Source organism: Pedobacter sp. JCM 36344 (assembly GCF_046546555.1).
GTDB lineage: Bacteria > Bacteroidota > Bacteroidia > Sphingobacteriales > Sphingobacteriaceae > Pedobacter.
In genome coordinates, this window is record NZ_JBKHKK010000001.1 from 163,948 (window position 1) to 183,611 (window position 19,664).

General features: G+C 39.9%; 17 protein-coding genes. 4 read left to right on the top strand and 13 right to left on the bottom strand.

The genetic code is table 11. The annotated features are described in order from the left end of the window. Positions 1 to 18 precede the first annotated feature (18 nt). From ACHFIZ_RS00810 to ACHFIZ_RS00845, 8 genes are all read right to left on the bottom strand, one after another. Positions 19 to 990 (bottom strand): ribonucleoside-diphosphate reductase small subunit, encoded by a 972-nt coding sequence (locus ACHFIZ_RS00810; RefSeq protein WP_410881877.1) that lies wholly within the window; start codon positions 988 to 990, stop codon positions 19 to 21. Between the two features lie 368 nt (positions 991 to 1,358). After that, the gene (locus ACHFIZ_RS00815; protein WP_410881879.1) at positions 1,359 to 1,808 is read right to left on the bottom strand and encodes a septal ring lytic transglycosylase RlpA family protein; all 450 of its coding nucleotides are present in this window, start codon (positions 1,806 to 1,808) and stop codon (positions 1,359 to 1,361) included. A gap of 108 nt (positions 1,809 to 1,916) precedes the next feature. Then, complete coding sequence (locus ACHFIZ_RS00820) at positions 1,917 to 2,396, bottom strand: methionine-R-sulfoxide reductase (RefSeq protein ID WP_410881881.1); 480 nt, start codon at positions 2,394 to 2,396, stop codon at positions 1,917 to 1,919. A gap of 137 nt (positions 2,397 to 2,533) precedes the next feature. Beyond that, on the bottom strand, positions 2,534 to 3,406 hold the full coding sequence (gene sucD / locus ACHFIZ_RS00825) for a succinate--CoA ligase subunit alpha (protein WP_410881883.1): 873 nt from the start codon (positions 3,404 to 3,406) through the stop codon (positions 2,534 to 2,536). 854 nt (positions 3,407 to 4,260) lie between these two features. Continuing rightward, positions 4,261 to 4,629, bottom strand: coding sequence for a hypothetical protein (locus tag ACHFIZ_RS00830; protein ID WP_410881885.1), 369 nt, complete (start codon positions 4,627 to 4,629; stop codon positions 4,261 to 4,263). Between the two features lie 98 nt (positions 4,630 to 4,727). Next, the gene (locus tag ACHFIZ_RS00835; protein ID WP_410881887.1) at positions 4,728 to 5,528 is read right to left on the bottom strand and encodes a DUF1080 domain-containing protein; all 801 of its coding nucleotides are present in this window, start codon (positions 5,526 to 5,528) and stop codon (positions 4,728 to 4,730) included. Continuing rightward, the gene (dctA, locus tag ACHFIZ_RS00840; RefSeq protein WP_410881889.1) at positions 5,525 to 6,796 is read right to left on the bottom strand and encodes a C4-dicarboxylate transporter DctA; all 1,272 of its coding nucleotides are present in this window, start codon (positions 6,794 to 6,796) and stop codon (positions 5,525 to 5,527) included. Before dctA ends, ACHFIZ_RS00835 begins: the two co-directional genes overlap by 4 nt. 263 nt (positions 6,797 to 7,059) lie before the next feature. Further along, positions 7,060 to 7,248 (bottom strand): hypothetical protein, encoded by a 189-nt coding sequence (locus tag ACHFIZ_RS00845; RefSeq protein ID WP_410881891.1) that lies wholly within the window; start codon positions 7,246 to 7,248, stop codon positions 7,060 to 7,062. Between the two features lie 318 nt (positions 7,249 to 7,566). Between ACHFIZ_RS00845 and ACHFIZ_RS00850 the strand changes: the two genes are divergently transcribed. Both ACHFIZ_RS00850 and ACHFIZ_RS00855 read left to right on the top strand, forming a co-directional pair. Further along, a complete protein-coding gene (locus ACHFIZ_RS00850) occupies positions 7,567 to 9,138 on the top strand; it encodes a Fic family protein (RefSeq protein ID WP_410881893.1) in 1,572 nt (523 codons plus the stop codon). Positions 9,139 to 9,432: 294 nt separating this feature from the next. After that, positions 9,433 to 12,756: a VCBS repeat-containing protein gene (locus ACHFIZ_RS00855; protein ID WP_410881895.1), complete on the top strand. Its 3,324-nt coding sequence runs from the start codon at positions 9,433 to 9,435 to the stop codon at positions 12,754 to 12,756. Positions 12,757 to 12,799: 43 nt separating this feature from the next. On the opposite strand, the gene ACHFIZ_RS00860 is transcribed toward ACHFIZ_RS00855, so the two are convergent. From ACHFIZ_RS00860 to truA, 3 genes are all read right to left on the bottom strand, one after another. Next, the gene (locus tag ACHFIZ_RS00860; protein ID WP_410881897.1) at positions 12,800 to 13,072 is read right to left on the bottom strand and encodes a hypothetical protein; all 273 of its coding nucleotides are present in this window, start codon (positions 13,070 to 13,072) and stop codon (positions 12,800 to 12,802) included. 67 nt (positions 13,073 to 13,139) lie between these two features. Then, positions 13,140 to 14,918, bottom strand: a complete 1,779-nt coding sequence (locus ACHFIZ_RS00865) for an ABC transporter ATP-binding protein (protein ID WP_410881899.1) — start codon at positions 14,916 to 14,918, stop codon at positions 13,140 to 13,142. Between the two features lie 3 nt (positions 14,919 to 14,921). Then, complete coding sequence (truA, locus tag ACHFIZ_RS00870) at positions 14,922 to 15,695, bottom strand: tRNA pseudouridine(38-40) synthase TruA (RefSeq protein WP_410881901.1); 774 nt, start codon at positions 15,693 to 15,695, stop codon at positions 14,922 to 14,924. Positions 15,696 to 15,777: 82 nt separating this feature from the next. Here truA and ACHFIZ_RS00875 point away from each other — a divergent pair, with 82 nt between their 5' ends. Together ACHFIZ_RS00875 and ACHFIZ_RS00880 are read left to right on the top strand one after the other, a co-directional pair. Continuing rightward, entirely contained in the window at positions 15,778 to 16,236 is a 459-nt protein-coding gene (locus tag ACHFIZ_RS00875; protein ID WP_410881903.1) for a DUF4293 domain-containing protein, read from the top strand. An 84-nt stretch (positions 16,237 to 16,320) separates the two neighbouring features. After that, positions 16,321 to 18,225: a DEAD/DEAH box helicase gene (locus ACHFIZ_RS00880; protein ID WP_410881905.1), complete on the top strand. Its 1,905-nt coding sequence runs from the start codon at positions 16,321 to 16,323 to the stop codon at positions 18,223 to 18,225. Positions 18,226 to 18,278: 53 nt separating this feature from the next. Here the strand turns inward: ACHFIZ_RS00880 and ACHFIZ_RS00885 are convergent, their stop codons facing one another. Together ACHFIZ_RS00885 and ACHFIZ_RS00890 are read right to left on the bottom strand one after the other, a co-directional pair. Next, the gene (locus ACHFIZ_RS00885; RefSeq protein WP_410881907.1) at positions 18,279 to 18,593 is read right to left on the bottom strand and encodes a hypothetical protein; all 315 of its coding nucleotides are present in this window, start codon (positions 18,591 to 18,593) and stop codon (positions 18,279 to 18,281) included. Between the two features lie 46 nt (positions 18,594 to 18,639). Further along, positions 18,640 to 19,638: an NAD(P)H-dependent glycerol-3-phosphate dehydrogenase gene (locus tag ACHFIZ_RS00890; RefSeq protein WP_410881909.1), complete on the bottom strand. Its 999-nt coding sequence runs from the start codon at positions 19,636 to 19,638 to the stop codon at positions 18,640 to 18,642. Positions 19,639 to 19,664: the final 26 nt, after the last annotated feature.

Here is a 19,664-nt window from a genome sequence, read left to right on the forward strand (position 1 = left end):
ATAAGCAGTTATAGGGTTCTAAAAGTCATCGTCTAAAGAGAAAGCCGAGGCCTTATCTTCTATTGAAGTTAGAACACCACTTTTTTGGTAGTCCCCAACACGCTTTTCAAAGAAGTTTGTTTTTCCCTGCAGCGAGATCATCTCCATGAAATCAAACGGATTGGTTGCACTATAAATCTTTGTATAACCCAATTCAGTTACCCATCTATCGGCTACAAACTCGATGTACTGCGACATTAACTTCGCATTCATACCGATCAATGCAACTGGCAATGCGTCCGTAATGAATTCCTTTTCAATCTCAACGGCATCTTTGATGATGGAATGAACGGCTTCTTCAGTTAGTTTATTCTCTAACATACTGTAAAGCAAGCATGCGAAGTCGCAATGCATTCCTTCATCTCTCGAAATCAATTCATTGCTGAAAGTTAATCCTGGCATAAGACCTCGTTTCTTAAGCCAGAAGATAGAGCAAAAACTCCCGCTAAAGAAGATTCCTTCTACTGCTGCAAAAGCCACAAGACGTTCTGCAAAGTTCCCACCTTCAATCCATCTTAATGCCCATTCCGCTTTTTTCTTAACGCATGGAACAGTGTCTATGGCATGAAAAAGTCGGTCTTTTTCTTCAGGGTCTTTGATATAAGTGTCAATAAGCAATGCGTAGGTTTCAGCATGAATGTTCTCCATCATGATTTGGAAACCGTAAAAGCAGCGGGCTTCAGGCAGCTGCACCTCACTCATAAAATTAACAGCAAGATTCTCATTTACGATACCATCACTTGCCGAAAAGAAAGCAAGAATATGAGAGATGAAGTGGCGCTCTCCACTATTTAAGTTATCCCAGTGTTTTTGATCATCAGAAAGATCTATCTCCTCTGCAGTCCAGAAGCTAGCTTCGCTCTTCTTGTACATTTCCCAAATTGCTGGATATTTAATCGGCAGAAGGACAAACCTGTCCTTGTTTTCTTTTAAAAGTACTTCTTCTTGCATTAGTCCCTGAGTTTAAATAGTTAATGATGATAGCGCAATCCTTAATAATTCCAATAGCCTAGGAAACAATATCTATTGATGAAGGTTGAAAAGTTTTGAAGCTTTTGTTTAACCTTAAGCAATTAGACATTAAACCTTTAACTAAAAATCTGTGTGTGATTTATTAAAGAACCTTACTAAAACAAATATAAACTATGGGGGCTTTTGCGCGAAACGAAGTTGTTAACACCAGCACTGAATTCTATGTTTATAAGATCAGAATTCGGTCATAATCAATCTCGGGAAAAGCTAATTATTTCTTTTTAAGGGATTAGGGAAACTTTTGAATTGTTAATAATTTTAAAATACTGGCTAATCCGTCAGTTTAGTTAAGACTCCTCATCTGGCAGTTGATAACTAATTTCAACATGGGATTGTCCTTTTTTAAAGAAGCCCAATTGTTTTGCTGCAGCCTCAGAAAGGTCAATCATGTACTTTTTGGAATGAGGACCGCGGTCATTCACTACCACATCTACTGTTTTTCCGTTGTCAAGATTTGTTACAGTAACAATAGTTCCAAATGGTAGAGTCAAATGTGCAGCTGTTAAGTTTTTACCACGATATCTGATTCCGCTTGTTGTTTTTCTACCTTCAAACTTTCTTGCGTAGTAGGTGGCAAAGCCTTCTTTCAAAGAAATTTTCGAGTGGGTTGTTACTCCCGACTCAGGGACCATTCTTGTACTGGTAGTGGAAATATCTGATACAAGCTCTTCAGAAGAATTTTGGGCAAAGCCAAAAGAAGAAATAAGCATACCGCATAAAAATAAACAATACTTCATATTTATTATGATTGGTGAGCAGGCAAACATAAGAAAACTAACTACTTACCAAAGAAAATGCCCAGAAAGTTATTCCCAGGCATTATACAAATATAAGTTAAGATAATTTTATTTCTTATCAGGAACAAAACTCATAGAAACCGAGTTCACACAGCTCCTGGTATTTTTTGCAGTGAAACCTTCGCCAATAAAGACGTGTCCTAAATGTGCTTTACAATTTGCACACACGATCTCTGTGCGTGAACCGTCTGCATCAGGAATCCTTACCACTGCTCCTTTGATCTCATCATCAAAACTCGGCCATCCGCAATGTGAATCAAATTTAGATTCTGAATTATAGAGCGGTGCATTGCAACGTCTACAAACGTAGGTTCCTTTCTCTTTGTTATTTAGCAATGTTCCTGTGCCAGGGTATTCGGTACCTTTACGCACAATGACATCTTCTTCTTCTTTCGTTAATTTATTCCATTCCATAGCCTTGGTTATTTTCTTGGGATCTTGTTTCTTTGAAGTCTGAGCATACGCTGCGCAACCTACTGTCAAAAACAAGCCAAGTAATAATAATGTTTTATTAATCAATGCTTTCATGTGTGTGTCGATTAGTTCAACTAATATACGCATAACGTTTCTACCTAGTTTCCGGGCACTGCCATGAAATTGTCAGCAAATAAAAAGCTCCGATGAATAAATCAACAGAGCTTTCCTATTTATACTAGAAGATCTTATTATTTTTTCAATAGCGCAACCATTGCCTCGCCAATTTCGGCAGGACTTTCAACAACAGTGATTCCGCATTCTGCCATGATTTTCATTTTAGCAGCAGCAGTATCATCAGCACCACCAACAATCGCACCGGCATGCCCCATTCTACGACCTGCAGGAGCAGTTTGTCCGGCGATAAAACCTACTACCGGTTTAGTGCCGTTTTCTTTGATCCAGTATGCTGCTTCAGCTTCCATTCCACCACCGATCTCACCAATCATGATGATGCCTTCAGTTTCCGGATCGTTCATTAACAACTCCACAGCTTCCTTAGTAGTCGTTCCAATAATTGGATCGCCACCAATACCAATTGCAGTAGTAATACCTAAACCAGCTTTTACTACCTGGTCTACAGCTTCGTAAGTTAAAGTTCCAGACTTTGAAACCACACCTACAGTGCCTTTTTTGAAGATAAAGCCTGGCATGATACCAACCTTAGCTTCGTCAGCGGTAATTACTCCAGGGCAATTAGGACCGATTAAACGGCAATCTTTGTCGGAGATATATTCTTTAACCTGAATCATATCCTTAGTTGGGATACCTTCAGTGATACAAACAATAACTTTGATTCCAGCTTCAGCAGCCTCCATTATAGCATCTGCGGCAAATGCTGGTGGAACAAAAATGATCGATACGTTAGCTCCGGCTTTATCAACCGCGTCCTTAACTGTATTAAATACGGGTCTGTCCAGGTGAATTTGTCCGCCTTTGCCAGGTGTAACACCACCTACAACATTGGTTCCATACTCAATCATCTGAGAAGCGTGATAACTGCCCTCATTACCTGTAAATCCCTGAACTATAACTTTTGAATCTTTATTTACTAAAACACTCATGCATCTTTAATTTTGATGCAAACTTAGATAAAATTGTTTTGATATACAATATTATCCAGGGTCAGTTTGGCATTTAAAGGACATTCTACGGGTTGGGTACAAACTAGGAGAAAAACCTAAGGGCAAAATTTATTAATACGTCAAAGAGCGATGCTGAACGCTTCACAGCGAACAACCAAGATTCCCATTTGATCAATCATGGTGCAAATTGGAAATAAGGATAAGTGCTAGCAATAATCCTAAAGTGAATGGTGAATTGTGACTAAGAAGAGAGGAACGTTGTACATGTCAGCCTGAGGCTGATCATTTTCCAGATCATTTAATTTGATCTGTTAGTTTATTGTTTTTAGTTGCATCGCGATCGGGAACTTTGTTATGCTGTTGTTAACGGCGATATTAATCAGCTTCTAGTTAATGCGAATGGTGTTGATAATCTGATTAACAAGCCCCATTCAGGAACATTAGTATCTTATATTACAAGGTACAAATAATTTCATAATAATCGCCTATTAATTTTGTAATTATTATTTTAATTTAATTAATTTACTTTAGTTATAAGAAACGACTACCATCGGTCCTCATTCCAAAAGTACTTTTACTAGCAGGCTGTGGTCTGAACAAGTAGGAAACAACTAGGTAACTCAGAGCCCATTCGTTGGGTAAAACCATGCCTTTTCCCAACGAATGTGCTCTTTGCCCCCTGTTAGTGCGCCGTTAGTGCAGTAGCAGGTCAAATTGTATAGTCCTAGAATAGCTTTACACTAGTCCTGAAAAAACTTGACATCGTCCTAAATTGAACTTTACATGTCCTGGTTCCGAAAGTTAGTTCAAATACAAAAAAAGCATAAAACAATTCAATTGCTTACATCTTCATGTTTGTAGGTAAACTCAAAGGGCTGGTAGTTACGGTAGCGAATGGGCTTGCCGTCTCTAGTTGCTGGAATGCTTTTGGGAAGTAATTTAAGGATACGTACGAGTTCCTCTTTCATAGCTACTGGTCCTGTTCCTTTTACGGTATAAGTTGAGGTACTACCATCCATTTCTACTACGGTGGCAATCTCCACTTTAGTGTATTGCTTGTTGTACTTTAATACCGCTGAAGCAGAAAATTCCCGGTTGATGAAACGGGAGTATTCGACTGGATTTAGCCCAGACTTTGGAGAGACAACGTTTTGCCCAAAAGTACTTTTCCTACTGTCTTGAATCGTCGTCTCTAAGGCCAAAGAGTCGATTGATTTGGACTGGCCAAAGCTGTGTTTTGAAAAGCCAAGAAGGATTACGACTAAAGCGATTAAAGCGATTAAAGATAGAGGCGTGAGTTTTATTTGCGTAACTGTTTAATTCTGATATTTTTAAAGTCAACGGGTTGTCCTTCACTTTGTAACGCAATAAAACCACTGCCTAGCAATTTCCCATCTTGTTTATACTTTGGATCAAAGCCATTGGCAACACCCCCGCCTATTTGAGGCTTGGAATACTGAAGGACGGTATCTCCATTAATGATATGCTTAATGATGGAATCTCCCATCACAATCAATTCTCCTCTAACCCATTGATCGCCATCGTAAGTTTTTGATGAGGAATTGATACAATGATCGGCAGAGATTTTACCCTGATAAACCACATCGGTGCCTGGAGAACACATGTTGCCGGTAGGTCTCGAACGACCATCGCTTAGCCCACCTAAAAGCTGCATCTCTACGGAAATGGGCCAGTCTTGTTCTTTGAGCATTGTCCGCGGATCTTGTGAGTGAAACATTACACCACTGTTTAATAGGGTATAATCCGGCGCTCCTTTTTGCAGTTTACCCACAAAGCGATACTCAAACTTAAGGTGATAATAGGAAAAAGGGACTTTATAGTAGAGGTGACCAAATTGATCATTAAAATCTCCGTATTGATCGTAACGAATTTGAACAACACCATCGACAACTCTAAATGTGTTTCCGAAGTTTTCACCAACTTCATGGTGATAGATCTTTACGAACCAATCGTTGATATCCTTTCCGTTGAAAAGCGGCTTAAAGCCCTTTTCGGCTTCAGCGACTGAATTTTGTTTAACACCCCCGCAGCTTAATAGCAAAGAGGCTCCAAATAAAAATGTAAATAGGGTATTTCTCATATATTTTCTTCGTTTCTTTCAATACTGGATGGCTGAATGGCGAGTTTGTACTTTTCTTCATCAAATTCATTCTCACTTTTGGCAATCACTATGCTGGCAATTCCATTCCCTATCATGTTAGTAATTGCACGAGCTTCAGACATAAACCTGTCCACTCCCAATAGTATCGCAATGTGTTCCACTGGCATTATTTTAAGTGCTGTCAATGTGGAAGCAAGTACGATAAAGCCGCTTCCTGTTACCCCCGCAGCACCTTTTGAAGTTACCATTAGTACGGCCATAATACTTATCTGCTGCCCAATAGATAAATCTATATTAAATACCTGACAAAGGAAAATAACTGCCATAGAAAGGTAGATAGCTGTGCCATCGAGATTAAAGGAATAACCAGTTGGAATGACAAGGCCGACGACTGATTTTTCGCATCCTATAGCCTCCATCTTCTGCATCATACTAGGCAATACAGATTCTGAGGAGGAAGTGCCCAGAACAATAAGAATTTCCTGCCTGATGTATTTTAGATATTGCCAAAGGCTAAACTTGTATAACCTGCATATCGCATTCAAAACCACGAATATGAATAGGAAGCAAGTTAAATATACAGCACCCATGAGCTTCGCCATAGGCAGTAAGGTAGCCAGTCCATAGGTACCAACGCTGTAAGCCATTCCTCCGAAAGCTCCGATTGGTGCGATTCGCATGACAACCTTCATGATATTGAAAAGCACTTTGGAGATCTTGTCGAAAGTACTTAGGAGGGACTGCCCAGACTCCCCCATTTTGTTCAATCCGTACCCAAAAAGAATTGCAAAGAACAGAATCTGTAGTATTTCACCTTTAGAGAATGCTTCAAATATATTGTGAGGTATGATATGTGCAAGAAACTCCAACCAATTTATTCCATTGGCCTGTTCTGCATAGGTCTTGATCTTATCTACGTCGCCAGTGGCTCCCTTAATGCCAATACCAGGTTTCAGAAGATTTGCTACAACCAGACCAATTAGGATCGCAAGAGTAGTCACCAGTTCAAAATATAATAATGCCTTTCCACCTACTCTCCCTACCTTTTTCATGTCGCCCATGTGCGCAATCCCTAACACAATCGTTAAAAAAATGATGGGAGCGATTAGCATGCTGATCATATTGATGAAGCTCTGGCTGATCAGTTTTGCATGTGGAGCAAAGCCGGGAAACAACGCTCCAACAGCAATGCCGAGCGATATTGCAACTAAAACCTGAAATGTTAGGTTCGAGAAAATGGATTTCATTGGACTAATATACAAGATCTCATCGCAAAAAAGCCAGCTTTTGCGATTTGGGAAATCGCGGCATACTGGTCGTCTTTCCAGATTCAGCGCAGAGATTCTAAGGGATTTGTACAGTATAACTTTACTCAACTTGTCCATCAGATTTCCCACCCTAAAAACTACGGATGCCACAAAAGTTGCTTTTCCAGTGTCTTAGGTAAGTTTTTGCGAGCTGGCTTACAAATTGTAATTAGGTGTACAGGGGATAAGTGAGAGGGAAAGCATCAAATGACTAGATTTTGATGCAGTTGTTTCTGGATCGGTAGAATGGTTTTGAGGGATACCATTCTGCTGATCGCCAGAAATAAAAAAGAGGCATTGTAAAACAACTTCTCTGCCGCAAAAGGAAACTTATTGCTATTGTTGTCATTCTGTCCTTTATCAAAGCTATTGTATTTGTATTGCGTTTTCACGCGTTAAAAAATGATTTGACTCCCCTCCCACACCCAATTCATCTTTCAATCTTACTATATTCCAAAGAGGTTATCAGAATACTTGTTTTTGGTCAATTTCGCAAGCTAATAAAGTTATACCTTTTGGTGCAACAGCAACAAGAATGGTTGGGTTATCCAATTAGGGGCTAGTAAAAGAGAGATAAACAGATAATAACCATACATTTGCAACAAACAATAGAATTAACACTACAACAAACAATAGAAGTAGCACAACAACAAACAATAGAAGTAGCACAACAACAAACAATAGAAATAGCAGAGCAAAATTAAAAGGCAATGGCAACACCAAAGGAAAAATTTGCAGAAGCATTATTAACACTAAAAAAACTTCAGGAAGAAGGGTCTGCAGGAATCCATACAGATGAAATTCCAAGCCGTTCCCAACGGGAGATCCTGTTGAATAATGGCTTTATAAAAGAAGTTTCTAAAGGCTGGTATATCTCATCCAATCCTTCTGAAGCTCCTGGAGATACAACATCTTGGTACAGTTGCTATTGGGATTTCTGTACCAAATTTATTCGGCAAAAATATAAAGAAAACTGGTGCCTTTCTGCAGACCAGTCGCTCATGCTACATGCGGGCAATTGGACATTGCCTACACAACTGCATCTGCGCTCACCAAAAGCAAATAACAGCCCCATTTCCTTCCCGCATCAAACCTCTCTGTTCAACTATAGAGCAGAACTTCCTGCAAAGGAATTGATGGCTACCATCAATAACATCCAAGTATACAACCTGCAGGCGGCATTAGTCTATAGCACCGAAGGGGTGTACCGAGCAAAACCACTGGATTGCCGCGTCGCCTTGGCCAGTATTAGTGATGCCTCAGAACTATTACCTATTTTACTGGACAATGGTCATTCTACCATTAGTGGGAGATTGGCCGGTGCGTTCCGGAACATTGGAAGGGAAAGGATTGCCGACCAAATTATTGATACGATGAGGCAAGCGGGATATGACATCAGGGAAGATGACCCTTTTCAGGAAAAATTACAAATAGCGACCAGCCCACGTGAGCGATCTCCCTTTGTCAATCGCATACGACTGATGTGGCAGCAAATGAGTGAAGTCATTATAAAAGATTTCCCAAAAGCTCCTGGTGTACCCGCGGACAAGAAAGCATATATTAAAATAGTGGATGAAGTTTATCTAACAGATGCTTACCATTCACTTTCCATCGAACGTTACAAAGTTACCCCTGAGCTCATTGCTAAAGTGAGCAGCGGTGAATGGGACAAAGATAGCTCCCAACAAGATCGCCAACAGAAAGATGCTATGGCTGCAAGAGGTTATTTCCAGGCCTTCCAGGAAGTAAAAAAAACATTGGAAAAAATCCTACAGGGAGAGAATGCAGGATTGCAAGCAGAGAAAGACCATCAGAAATGGTACCGGGAACTTTTTGATCCGAGTGTACAAGCTGGAATACTAAAAGCTTCGGAACTGGCTGGCTACCGGAGTCACCAAGTCTATATCAGTTCATCAAAGCATGTACCACTGAGTATTGAAGCGATGCGTGATGCCATGCCTGAATTATTTGAACTCTTGCAGAAGGAACAACATCCCGAAGTAAGGGCAGTTCTGGGTCATTATATCTTTGTCTTTATCCATCCTTACATGGATGGCAATGGCAGAATAGGCAGATTTTTAATGAATACAATGCTCGCCTCAGGGGGATATCCATGGACGGTGATACCAGTTGAAAAAAGGGATGAGTACATGAAATCCTTGGAAACTGCCAGCGTTACTGGTGACATCAGTGTTTTCTCAAAATTTATTGCCTTCCTTGTTGCTGAAAATATGAAAGGGAAACCAGTCGCCCAATTGCCAAGTAAACTGATAGCATCATAAAATATCAATAACAGATAAAGACCATGAAAGAGGAAGAAGCATTTTACCCTTCGGCCCCACAATAAAAAAGGGTGATCATGATTTATGATGCACCCTCTATATGTTTTGCCTGCCCTTCACGGATCACCCGCTCACAGGACTTTTTTCGCAGTTGGTAACTGAATTATATTGATAACAATTTAGGATAATTAAAGTTGATTCACATCTAAAATTTATCAACAAATCAACATAACGTTTTGGTTTACTTTAAAATAAAGTTCTTAACTTCAGAGTATATTAATTCGAACTAACCAAATGTACCCGCATTCAAAATATATCAAATCATTTTGGCTCTGCCTCGTAGTTTCATTTTCAGCCTGCAAGCGCTCATCTTCCGACTTAACACAACTAAAACAGTTTACACTCTTACCTTCAGAAAAAACACATATTGACTTTAACAACGTCATTGAAGAAAGTCCGCGTGTCAATGTGATGTCCTACCAATACTTTTACAATGGAGGGGGTGTTTCAGTTGGCGATCTAAATAACGATGGCCTTGATGACATCTATTTTTCAGGCAATATGACGGCTGCAAAGCTATACCTGAACAAGGGAAATATGCAATTTGAAGACATCACCTTAAAGGCCGGGATTACCGAGATTGAACTATCGTGGAAAACCGGAGTAACAATGGCTGATGTAAATGGAGACGGCAAACTGGACATCTATCAGTGTTTCTCTGGTGGTTTGCCTGCTCCTAACCGACAAAACAAGTTATATATCAATCAAGGAAATGACAGTTCAGGATCACCAATCTTTAAAGATGAAGCCCCGTCTTTCGGTTTAAATGATGATTCTTACAGTACACAAGCTGTGTTTTTTGACTACGATCACGATCAGGACCTTGACCTGTTTCTTTTGAATCACAACCCAAAAGTTTTTACTACCCTGGATGATCAGTCTCCTATGACCGTTTTAAAAGATCCTGCTCCCAAGATCAGGGTAAAGCTTTACCGTAATGATAGCAACAAATTTACAGATGTGTCTGATGCTGCCGGACTCATCAACACATCTTTCACTTATGGGCTTGGCGCTGGTATCGCAGATCTCAACAATGACGGATGGCCGGATATATACATCTCTAATGACTACTCTTCTCCTGACTATCTATACATCAACAATGGAAAGGGCAAGTTTGTTGATCAGTTAGCCAAACAAATTGGTCACACCTCTATGTACTCCATGGGCAACGACATTGCAGATATAAACAACGACGGGTTACCTGATATTCTGACGCTTGATATGCTTCCAGAGGATAATCATAGACAAAAGCAGCTATTTGCGCCAGATAACTACGAGTACAACAACCTTCGTTTAAAACTTGGTTTTCATCAGCAGGACATGCGTAACATGCTTCAATTAAATAATGGAAATGGAACGTTCAGTGAAATTGGTCAACTTGCGGGCATTTCAAATACAGACTGGAGCTGGGCACCTCTTTTTGCTGATTATGATAACGACGGATTTAAGGACCTTTTTGTAAGTAATGGCTACTTGCGGGATTATACCGATATGGACTTCCTTAAATTTCAGGGAGATTTTCTCAGAGATACAGACCCCGCTATTGTTAAAGCCAATCTATTAGAGATCGTCCATAAAATTCCATCATCAAATGTCAAGAACTATGTATTTAAGAATAATGGAAACTTGACCTTTAGCAATAAGGGCACCGCTTGGGGAATTGACATGACCTCAAATAGTAATGGGGCAGCCTATGCCGATCTGGATAATGACGGCGATCTGGATCTCATCGTAAACAATGTGAATTTAGTTGCTTCTATTTATCAAAACAATTGTGCGGATCTTAGTAAAAATGAATATTTGAAAATTAAATTGGCGGGTGCAAAAGGCAATACACAAGGTATAGGCGCAAAGGTTTGGCTGTATTCAAAAGGTGGCATTCAATATTTGGAACAAAATCCTTCGAGAGGATACCAGTCCAGCGTAAGCCCTGTAATGCATTTTGGCCTTGGTGTTATTAAGTCAATCGATTCCTTAAAAGTAGTTTGGCCGACAGGAAGCGAACAAAAGCTAACAAATGTAAAACCGAATCAGACTTTGACTTTAAAGGAAGTCGATGTCAAAGGCCAATACGTTAGTCCGGCAATAAAACCTGTGATTTTCGAAGAAATCAAATCTCCAGTTGAATACAAACTCTCCTTAAACGAAATAAATGATTTTAAGCGGCAGCCATTGCTTACGAATCCATTATCGTTCAATGGACCATGCATCGTAAAAGGCGACATTAACGGTGATGGTTTGGAGGACATTTACGTGGGGGGCACAAAAGATAAACCGGCGACTATCTTTCTACAGAATAAGAATGGCTCCTTTAATCGGAAGGACAATGCGGCATTTAAGGCAGATCAGAAATCTGAAGATGCCGATGCGGTCTTTTTAGATGCAAATGGAGATGGGAGTCTGGATTTGTATGTTGCCAGCGGTGGCTACGGCAGCTATATACCGGATGACCCATTACTGCAAGACAGGCTCTATCTAGGTGATGGGAAAGGAAACTTCCGTAAAGCTGCTGCCGCAGTCCCAAAAATACTAAGTAGTAAAGGTTGTGTCAAGGTAGCGGATATAAATGGAGATGGTTATCCTGACCTTTTCGTTGGTGGTAGGGTGATTCCAGGGCGCTATCCTGAAACACCAGCCAGTTATTTATTGATTAATGATGGAAAAGGGAAGTTCAAAGATGAAATTGAAACCTTATCCCCGAAACTGCAGCATATTGGAATGGTGTCTGATGCCGCCTTCTCTGACTTAAATGGAGATGGAAAGCCTGATCTGATACTTGCTGGAGAATGGATGCCAATTACAGTAATGATCAATGAATCTGGGAAACTTGTAAACAGGACCAAAGAATACTTTGGAAAGGAACTGTCCGGTTGGTGGAATAGAATTCTTTTAGAGGATTTAGATGGGGATGGAAAACCAGATCTGGTAGTTGGTAATATGGGTTTGAATACACAATGCAAAGTAAATGATCAAGAGCCCGCGGAATTGTACTATAAAGATTTCGACGACAATGGATCTGTTGATCCGATACTTTGCTTTTACATTCAGGGAAAGAGCTATCCTTACGTCACCCGGGATGAATTGCTGGATCAGATGAGTATTATGCGTACGAGGTTTTCGGATTATAAGAGTTACGCCGATGCAGGTATAAAAGAGATATTCACTGCCGAAGAGTTAAAAGGCGTGTCGATACTAAGAGCAAACATGTTGAAAACAATGTGCTTTTTAAATAAGGGAGGTAAGTTTTCTGCTATCAAATTACCAATACAAGTGCAGTATGCACCGATTTATACCATAACTGCTGTTGACTATGATAAAGATGGTAGAAAAGATTTGTTACTATGTGGGAATATTAGCAGGTCAAAACTGAAGTTTGGTGTGAGCGATGCAAATTATGGCATCTTGTTGAGTGGAGATGGAAAAGGAGGATTTAGTTATGTCCCACAACTACAATCTGGGTTCAATATTAAGGGGGATGTTAGAAGTGCCTTAACCATTAATGATATATTGTTATTAGGAATCAACCAACAAGGAATAAAGGGTTTCAAAACAAGGTAAAAATTAAGGGGGCCAAAATGATCATCATTTTAGCCCCTGTAATTTAAGAGTTGCTGAATATGGCACGGTAAGCCGACCAGCATGCATTTTTAATTTCTCTTGGAAGCTCATCTTTTACGTAGAACTGCATTCCTTTTTCATTATAGAAGTAACGGAAATAATTTGCTAGTCTATCAGGTGTTTCTCCTGTCTGTGTATTCTTCCTGTTGTTAAGCCAAAGTGCATAAGTGACTTCAACTCCATCAAGGGCATTTTTTAGATCTTCTATTTTACCGGAATTTTTATCGTTTAAAATCAAATCACTGTAATCACTCATATAACTCTTCCTTTAGGCGTGCAAAGGTACGTATAAAATACGGGTTGTCTGGTAATCTTGTATTTAGCTAATTAGGAGGGGGCTTAATGCCGACGGAGTTAAACTGTAAATCATATAACTTTTTATAATATCCGTCTAACTTAAGCAACTCCTGATGGGTTCCAATTTCCTTTATTTCTCCTTTATCCAGAACCAGAATCTGATCTGCCTTTTGGATGGTAGAGAGGCGGTGTGCAATAACGATTGATGTTCTATCCCGCATTAGGTTCTCAATTGCATGTTGAATGAGCATTTCTGTCTCAGTATCAACTGAAGAAGTAGCTTCATCCAGAACTAGAATAGATGGATTACATACTAATGCCCGAATGAAGGAAATCAATTGTGCCTGACCGGCAGAAAGTGTTGCCCCTCTTTCCATTACATTGTACTGATACCCTCCGGGTAAACGCTCAATAAATTCATGCGCACCAACTTTTTTTGCAGCATCAACTACCTGTTCCATCTTTATATCAGGATTATTTAAAGTAATGTTATTGAAGATTGTATCTGAAAAGAGGAACACATCCTGCAATACGGTAGCGATGTTGCTTCTTAAATAATCCAACTCATAATCCTGTATTTTTACGCCATCGACCTTGATCTCACCCTTTTGAATCTCATAAAATCTATTAAGAATGTTAATAATCGATGACTTCCCGGCCCCAGTGGCACCAACCAGTGCGATGGTCATTCCGGCCTCAACATTAAAGGAAAGGTCTTTCAATACAAACTTGTCATTATTGTAAGCGAACCACACCTTTTCAAAAGATATTGAACCCTTCAGCTTATCAGGAGCAAATGTGCCATTGTTTTCAGTAACCTCATTGGTGTCCAAAACTTTGAACACGCGTTCCGCACCCACCATTCCCATTTGAAGCGTATTAAATTTATCCGCTAGTTCTCGGATTGGGCGAAAGAGCATTCCTAAATACATAATAAATTCTGTGATAATTCCGGGTTTGATGCTTGAGGGATGTGCCAGAATTGTCTTAGATCCATACCAGATTAGTAATCCCATTGATATGGCGGAAATTACCTCGACTACAGGAAAGAAGATCGAATAATACCAGTTGGACCGAATATTGGCATCGCGATAACGACCATTGATGTTTACGAACTTTTTATATTCCTGGTTTTCCCGCGCAAAATATTGTATAATAGAGATTCCTGTAATATGTTCCTGCAAGTAAGTGTTCAAGTTTGAGACCTCTGTACGAATTTCCTGAAAAGCTGACTTAATTGCTTTTTGGAAAACCGATGTGGCCATTATTAAAAGCGGAACCGGTAACAATACAACAACAGCAAGCGTCCAGTCCCGGGCTATCATTACCCCAACAATAACGATAACCATTAGCACATCTCCGATGATCATGATCAGGCCTTCAGAAAAAATCTCCGCAATGGTTTCCATATCTGAAACCGTTCGTGTGATCAGCTGACCTATCGGTGTGTTGTCAAAATATTTTAAACGGAGCTTGGTGATGTGGTTAAATACATTAATGCGTAAATCTTTGACTGCAGACTGGCCCAATGTATTGGTTAACAAAGTGTGGCTGTATTGAAGACCTGTTTGTAGTAACAATAGAATAAGCATTAGCAGCGTCATATTGAGTAGGCCAGGATAATTGCCAGTGAATATATATTGATCCAATGTGTAACCAATAATTATAGGTCTCAAAGGAGCAACAACAGCAAGTAGAATTGTCAGTATTACTGCCCAGACGAAGGTGTTTTTGTAGGGCCTTATATACTGAAAAACTCTTTTCAGCAGGCCAACATTTATTACATCTCCAGTGATCTTTGACATAGCTTAATTAAAATATGGGTATTTGATACTAACGAGGTAAAGTCCACATGCCGGCACCGATTGTCCAGCCTTGCTCCTGCTTTTGCTTTCTATAATATCTTTAAAGTCTAGCAGGCTGATCTCATTTTTACCAATTCTTAGGAGTGTACCAACGATCGCACGCACCATATTTCGCAGAAACCGGTCTGCTGTAATTGAAAACACTAAACTATCATCCTCAAACTGAAAGAAAGCCCGGGTGATCTTACAATTATTAGTAAAAGTTTGGGTATGCGATTTGCTGAAACAAGAGAAGTCGGTGTAATTGAGTAATAGCGCCGCAGCATCATTCATTTGCTCAACATCCAGCGTCCCCTTAAGCAACCAGGAGCGATCAATCTTAAAAGGATCTTTGTGAAAATGAATGTAGTACTTGTATGCTCGCTCGATAGCTTCAAACCTTGCATGAGCCTCATCCCGTACAGAAAATATCCTTTTAACTGAAATATCGTAAGGCAGCAACGAATTAATACCCGACACTGTTCGTTCTAAGTCGCTATTAGTGAAGGAAATTATATGTTCCAAAAATTCGATATCGAAATGCGCGTAAAACTGTCGCGCATGCACACCTGAATCAGTTCTGCCACAACCCAAGGTATGTATTGATTGTCTAAAGTAAGTACTTAAAGCTTTGTCGAGACATTCTTGTACGGTGATTGCGTTTGGCTGCAATTGCCAGCCATGGTAACTTGTACCGTTATACGCAAGCTCTATGAAATACCGTTTTGTGTTCAACACTGCAAAGCTACGGGTTCTAAATCTATTTTTTGATTGCTTAGTTTAGGTGTTTTAATATCTTTGTTAAAATTATGGAATTGATATGATACAGAGAATTCAATCTATCTGGCTACTACTTGCTTCAATAACGATTTTTTTATTATTAGTGATTCCGGTTGTGAGCAGGGTTCAGGGCAGCAAAGAATTTTGGATTCAGGCGACCGGCCTTTTCCAACACGAGAACGGTACCACTATTAAATTAGAAACATTTACCCCACTTTACATCAGCGTAATTGCTGTTGGCGTGTTGTGTATAGCAAATATTTTCAATTTTAAAAGAAGAACCGTACAAAAAACCGTTTGTATAGCCATTATCGCACTCATAGCTTTCCTTTCGTTCTGGACGTTTAATTACGCGCAGAAGATTAGCGGCGGATTGGGTAGTGCAACCTACGATGCGGGTGTTGCTCTACCTATTTTAGCGGGTGTGTTTTGTGCACTTGCAATACGAGGTATAACGAAAGACGAGCAATTGCTGAGATCTGCCGAACGACTAAGATAATTAATCTCCTCATTTTTATTTAGTTACGCATCTAGCAAATACCAATTATTAACTGTACCTTTGCGGCTCAATAAATTATGATACATGACAAACCCATTTAGTAAATTGGGGATAAGTGATGACGTTGTTAATGCTGTAAAGGATTTAGGTTTCGAAAATCCAACACCTATTCAGGAACAAAGTATTCCTGTACTGTTAGAGGGCAATAACGATTTTGTTGGTTTGGCCCAAACAGGAACAGGAAAAACAGCCGCATTTGGTTTGCCGCTGTTGGAATTGATAGACTTTAAAAGCAATAAGCCGCAGGCATTGATTTTATGCCCTACCAGAGAGCTTTGCTTACAGATTACCAGTGACATCAAGAATTTCTCAAAAAACATCTCTGGAGCTAATGTAGTTGCCGTTTACGGTGGCGCAAACATTATGCAGCAGTTGCGTGAAATTAGAATCGGTGTACAAATTGTAGTGGCTACACCAGGCCGTATGTTAGACATCATCGGCCGTAAGGCTATAGATTTCAGTAATGTGAAATTTGTAGTTTTAGACGAAGCTGACGAAATGTTGAACATGGGCTTCCAGGAAGATATCAACGACATTTTGTCCACGACTCCTGACGACAAAAAAACATGGTTATTCTCTGCAACTATGCCTCCTGAGGTTAGAAGAATAGCTAAAAATTACATGGACTCTCCAGTAGAGTTAACCATGGGTACAAAAAATGCAGGTAACGTAAACATTGAACATGAGTACTACATAGTACGTGCGAGAGATAAATACGCTGCTTTGAAACGTATCGTGGACTTTAACCCTGAAATCTTTGCTGTAGTATTTTGCAAAACAAAACTGGATACCCAGGATGTTGCAGAGCACTTGATTAAAGATGGTTACAATGCTGATGCTTTACACGGAGATCTTTCTCAACAACAACGTGATAAGGTTATGCAACGTTTCCGCGACCGTAACATGCAACTGCTTATTGCTACTGACGTTGCTGCACGTGGTATTGATGTAAATAACGTTACTCACGTAATTAATTACTCTTTACCTGACGAAATTGAAAGTTATACCCACCGTAGTGGCCGTACTGGCCGCGCTGGTAAAACCGGTATTTCTATCTGTATTGTTAACTCTAAAGAGATTGGCAAGATTCGTCAGATTGAAAGAATTATTGGCAAGCAGTTTACTAAAGCAGAACTTCCGACAGGATTTGATGTTTGTGAAAAGCAATTGTTTGGCTTGGTTCACAAGGTTCATAATGTGGAGGTTAATGACGATCAAATTGAGCAGTACATGCCACGCATAATGGAAGAATTCAAGGAATTATCTAAAGATGATGTGATCAAACGTTTTGCTTCGCTTGAGTTTAATCGTTTCTTAGATTACTACAAAAATGCTCCCGATTTAAACTCATCTGCTGACGACCGTGGAGAACGCGGAGAACGTGGTGAGCGTGGCGAAAGAGGTTCAAGAAGTAGCGAAGGATATACCCGATTATTTATTAACCTTGGTTCTGTTGACGATTTTACAAGGGGTGATCTATTATCTTTTGTTTGTAACAACGGAAAAATCAGCGGAAAAAGTATAGGTAAAATTGACTTAAAAGGTGTTTACTCATTCTTTGAGGTTGAAAATGCAACTGTAGATTCTTTATTTGCAAACTTCAAAGCTGTTGAATTTAACAACCGTGGCGTTAGAATAGAGAAAACTGCTGAAGGTGAAGGTGGCGGTGGTGAACGCAGAGGTGGCGGCGGTGGTCGTGGCTTCGGCGGTGGCGAAAGAAGAAGTGGCGGTAGCGGAGGCTATGGCGGCGGAAGACGTGAAGGCGGAAGCGGAGATCGCAGAAGCAGTGGCGGCGGAAGACGTGAAGGCGGAAGCAGTACTGGCGGTGGTTTTAAAGATTTCTCCGGAAGAAGTCGTGACGATCGTGGCGGAAGCGCTAGTGGTCCGAGACGTGAAGGCGGAAGTAGCGATAGAAAGCGCAGGTCTTAAACCTATATAATAACAAAAAAGCCGGAACTTAAATTCCGGCTTTTTATTTATAATTAGCTATTTGGCCTTGATTTTATTTGGGATGCTTTCAAGTATATTTTTGCTCCTTTCTTATTAACATAGTATTTTTTGTTACTCCCGTTAATGTAAACGTTACTACCATCTGGCGCCATCATTCCTTTCCAGGTTTTATCAGCCACTTTTGAAGTCCCCTTAACTGCCACTTCAGCTGTTTTATTCCCCACTTTAGTTGCTGTTTTATCAATGGTTTGACCTACGGTTTTTTTCTTCTCCTGAGCAATACTGTCAAAGGATGTTACCGTTGTTAGTGCTATAACTAGTAGCCCAATAATATATTTCGTTTTCATAGTATAGTGATTTAGACTAGGAACAAACGACAAACAATTTTGTTTTCTAATTCAGCTGTTCAGTGAGTAGCGCCATTTCAGTGCTTGGAGAATGCCTTTCATAGAGTATAGCATAAACAGCGCGGCAGATGGGCATGTCTACTTTGTATTTTCTGTTTACGTGATAGATACATTTAACAGCAAAGTACCCCTCAGCAATCATGTTCATCTCCAACTGGGCAGATTTGACAGTATAGCCCTTACCTATCATATTTCCAAATGTGCGGTTTCTGCTAAATTGCGAATAGGCTGTTACGAGTAAATCACCTAGATAAGCCGACTCTTTAATATCCCGGTTTATTGGATGCACCGCATCTACAAACCTTTTTATTTCCCGAATTGCATTGGAAATAAGCACAGCCTGAAAATTATCTCCATAACCGACGCCATGACAAATACCACTGGCCACCGCATAGATATTTTTTAGAACTGCTGCGTACTCCGTTCCGAAGATATCATCAGAAATATTGGCTTTTATATAGCGCGTTTTGAGCATTCCTGCCAAGGCACCCGCAAGTTTCAAATCTACAGAAGCAAGCGTAAGGTAGGAAAGCTTTTCAAGTGCAACCTCCTCTGCATGACATGGTCCACTTATAACCACAATATCTGAAAGGGGGATGTTGTATTTTTGGTGAAGAAATTCTCCAATAATGAGGTTCTCATCCGGAACTACACCCTTAATAGCAGATATGAATTTCTTACCCTTTAACTGAGCTGCGGTGATGCCAACAAGGGTTTCTTTTAAAAAGGCTGCTGGAACATTCAGAACAATATAATCAGCATCTTTAATGACTTTTGAGAGGTCATTTGATATGTTTTGAGCAGGGATACGGATTTCTACAGAGCTCAGATAATTTGGATTGTGTCTATAATTTTGAAGATGGCTTATGGCTTCAGTATTTCTCATCCACCAGAAAATTTCTTTAGGCAGCGTATTATCGGAAAGCATTTTTATGATAGCTGTAGCCCAACTACCGCCACCAATCATTGCAACTTTAGGTATCATAATTTATAAATAAAAAGCCCCGGCCT

Excerpts from the sequence above, each read along its gene's own strand:
- ACHFIZ_RS00850 (WP_410881893.1), top strand. The coding sequence starts at position 7,567 with ATGGCAACACCAAAGGAAAAATTTGCAGAAGCATTATTAACACTAAAA.
- ACHFIZ_RS00885 (WP_410881907.1), bottom strand. The coding sequence starts at position 18,593 with ATGAAAACGAAATATATTATTGGGCTACTAGTTATAGCACTAACAACG.
- ACHFIZ_RS00835 (WP_410881887.1), bottom strand. The coding sequence starts at position 5,528 with ATGAGAAATACCCTATTTACATTTTTATTTGGAGCCTCTTTGCTATTA.
- ACHFIZ_RS00810 (WP_410881877.1), bottom strand. The coding sequence starts at position 990 with ATGCAAGAAGAAGTACTTTTAAAAGAAAACAAGGACAGGTTTGTCCTT.
- dctA (WP_410881889.1), bottom strand. The coding sequence starts at position 6,796 with ATGAAATCCATTTTCTCGAACCTAACATTTCAGGTTTTAGTTGCAATA.
- ACHFIZ_RS00815 (WP_410881879.1), bottom strand. The coding sequence starts at position 1,808 with ATGAAGTATTGTTTATTTTTATGCGGTATGCTTATTTCTTCTTTTGGC.
- ACHFIZ_RS00860 (WP_410881897.1), bottom strand. The coding sequence starts at position 13,072 with ATGAGTGATTACAGTGATTTGATTTTAAACGATAAAAATTCCGGTAAA.
- ACHFIZ_RS00875 (WP_410881903.1), top strand. The coding sequence starts at position 15,778 with ATGATACAGAGAATTCAATCTATCTGGCTACTACTTGCTTCAATAACG.
- ACHFIZ_RS00865 (WP_410881899.1), bottom strand. The coding sequence starts at position 14,918 with ATGTCAAAGATCACTGGAGATGTAATAAATGTTGGCCTGCTGAAAAGA.
- ACHFIZ_RS00855 (WP_410881895.1), top strand. The coding sequence starts at position 9,433 with ATGTACCCGCATTCAAAATATATCAAATCATTTTGGCTCTGCCTCGTA.
- ACHFIZ_RS00880 (WP_410881905.1), top strand. The coding sequence starts at position 16,321 with ATGACAAACCCATTTAGTAAATTGGGGATAAGTGATGACGTTGTTAAT.
- ACHFIZ_RS00890 (WP_410881909.1), bottom strand. The coding sequence starts at position 19,638 with ATGATACCTAAAGTTGCAATGATTGGTGGCGGTAGTTGGGCTACAGCT.
- ACHFIZ_RS00820 (WP_410881881.1), bottom strand. The coding sequence starts at position 2,396 with ATGAAAGCATTGATTAATAAAACATTATTATTACTTGGCTTGTTTTTG.
- sucD (WP_410881883.1), bottom strand. The coding sequence starts at position 3,406 with ATGAGTGTTTTAGTAAATAAAGATTCAAAAGTTATAGTTCAGGGATTT.